Source organism: Streptomyces sp. S6 (genome assembly GCF_054880855.1).
Map to the genome: position 1 here is coordinate 1 of NZ_JBTYMC010000546.1, position 2,376 is coordinate 2,376.

At 73.4% G+C, this 2,376-nt stretch carries 1 protein-coding gene and 1 pseudogene; both read right to left on the reverse strand.

Annotated elements, in window-relative coordinates; translation table 11 throughout:
• Positions 1–393 precede the first annotated feature (393 nt).
• Positions 394–1,647, reverse strand: coding sequence for a phosphoribosylamine--glycine ligase (purD, locus tag ACVNF4_RS34990; RefSeq protein WP_461806881.1), 1,254 nt, complete (start codon positions 1,645–1,647; stop codon positions 394–396).
• Positions 1,648–1,736: 89 nt separating this feature from the next.
• Positions 1,737–2,376 (reverse strand): annotated as a pseudogene (locus tag ACVNF4_RS34995) (DNA polymerase III subunit gamma and tau); the annotation flags it as partial.

Below are 2,376 nucleotides of genomic sequence, written 5' to 3' on the forward strand. Positions count from 1 at the left end.
CAGCGCGCGCCCGCGCATCCGCAGCACGGCGAGAGCCCTCGCGCGCGCGGCCTGCGCACCCGCCTCCACACCGACCGAACCGCCGCTCATGCCCGCATCACTCCCCCTCCCGGCTCGCTCGCTTCCGCCTGCCTCTGCTCACTCCCCCACTGTGGCACCCACGACTGACACCGCAATGCCGGTGGGCCAAGTGCCGGAACCTCGCCAGGCGCCTGAACACATGGCCCGCACCCTAGTTGGGGCGGTCGGCCCCGTCAGCCGGATGGCGCGACGGTCACTCGATGGAATGGCTTTGGGGAGAGGTGGCTGACGGGAGCGTGGGGGATGAGGAACGAAAAGGGCCCCGCATCCACAGACGGATGCGGGGCCCCTCGGGTTCATTCCTCGGCGCTGTTACGCCTCCCGCGCCGCCTTCGCCGCGATGTCCGTACGGTGCTGGGAGCCGTCGAGACCGATGCGGCCGACCGCCTTGTAGGCGCGCTCGCGCGCATGCGTGAGGGTGTCGCCGGTGGCGGTGACCGAGAGGACCCGGCCGCCGGCGCTGAGGATGTCCTCGCCCGCACGCCGGGTGCCCGCGTGCAGGACGTACGCGTGCGGGGCGTCGTCGGCGGTGACCTCGTCGAGGCCGGTGATCGGGTCGCCGGTGCGCGGGGTGCCGGGGTAGTTGTGGGAGGCGATGACGACGGTGACGGCGGCCTCCTCGCTCCAGCGCAGGGCGGGCAGGTCGGCGAGGGTGCCGTTCGCCGCGGCGAGCAGGACGCCGGCCAGCGGGGTCTTCAGGCGGGCCAGGACGACCTGCGTCTCCGGGTCGCCGAAACGGGCGTTGAACTCGATGACCCGCACGCCTCGGCTGGTGATCGCCAGACCGGCGTACAGCAAGCCCGAGAAGGGGGTGCCCCGGCGGTGCATCTCGTCGACCGTCGGCTGGAGGACCGTGTCCAGAACCTCCTGCACCAGCTTCGGGTCCGCCCACGGCAGCGGGGAGTACGCGCCCATGCCGCCCGTGTTCGGGCCCTCGTCGCCGTCCAGCGCGCGCTTGAAGTCCTGGGCGGGCTGGAGGGGGACGACCGTCTCGCCGTCGGTGATCGCGAAGAGGGAGACCTCCGGGCCGTCCAGGAACTCCTCGATGACGACGCGCTCGCAGGCCGCCGCGTGCTCCTTCGCGACCTCCAGGTCGCTGGTGACGACGACGCCCTTGCCGGCCGCGAGACCGTCGTCCTTCACGACGTACGGCGCACCGAACGCGTCCAGCGCCTCGGCGGCCTCCTCCGGCGTCGTGCACACGTAGGAGCGTGCCGTCGGGACGCCCGCGCCCGCCATGATCTCCTTCGCGAACGCCTTCGACCCCTCCAGCTGCGCGGCCTCCTTCGACGGGCCGAACACCGGGATCCCCGCCTCCCGCACGGCGTCCGCGACCCCCGCGACGAGGGGGGCCTCCGGGCCGACGACGACCAGATCCGCGTCCAGCGCCTTCGCCAGCGCGGCCACCGCGTCGCCGTCCGACGCGTCGACCTCGTGCAGCTCCGCCACCTCCGCGATGCCGGCGTTGCCGGGGGCGCAGTGCAGGGCCGTCACGGCGGGGTCGAGGGACAGGGAGCGGCACAGGGCGTGTTCGCGGGCGCCGGTTCCGATGACTAGGACGTTCACGGGGTCAGGGTAACCGCTGAGGGGAAGGGGCCGGTCTGGCTGTACGTTCCTCCAAAGGGCGGGGGTGCCGCCCCTCCCGCCGTCCTCCCCTACTCGTTCGTGAACTCCTCCATCACCGTCGCCCCCAGCTCCCGCACGATCAGTTCATGCCCCGACAGGGCTGATTCGTTGAGGTCGGGGTCGTCGTCCTCGGGGGTGTCGTCCTCGGGGGCGACGATGTCGTGGTGGACCTGAGGGGGAGGGGGCGGAGTTGGTGCTGAGGGCTGCGGGGTCGGCTGGGGGGCGGGCGCCGGGGGGGCCTGCTGGTAGGACGGAGCCGCGGGGGGCGGAGGCTGGTACGCCGGGGGCGGGGCGGCGTAGCCGGGCGGGGGGCCGCCCATGGGGGCGCCGCCGCCCGTGGGGTCGACCACCGAGTCGATCTTCCACTGGACGTTGAACTGTTCCGCCAGCGCCTGCTTGAGGGCCTCCTCGCTGCCGCTGCTGGCGAACTTGTCGCGGGCGCCGGCGTTGACGAAGCCGAGCTGGAGGGTCGTGCCGTCGAACCCGGCGACCTGCGCGTTCTGGCTGAGGAGGATCCAGGCGAAGCGGCGGCGCGTCTTGACGGCTTCGAGGATGTTGGACCAGAGCATGCGGGGGTCGAGGCCGCCGGTCGGGGGGGCGTAGGCGGCGCCCTGGTCGGCGGGGGCGTACGCGGGTGCGGAGGCGGTGGGCTGCTGCGCGGGGGGCTGG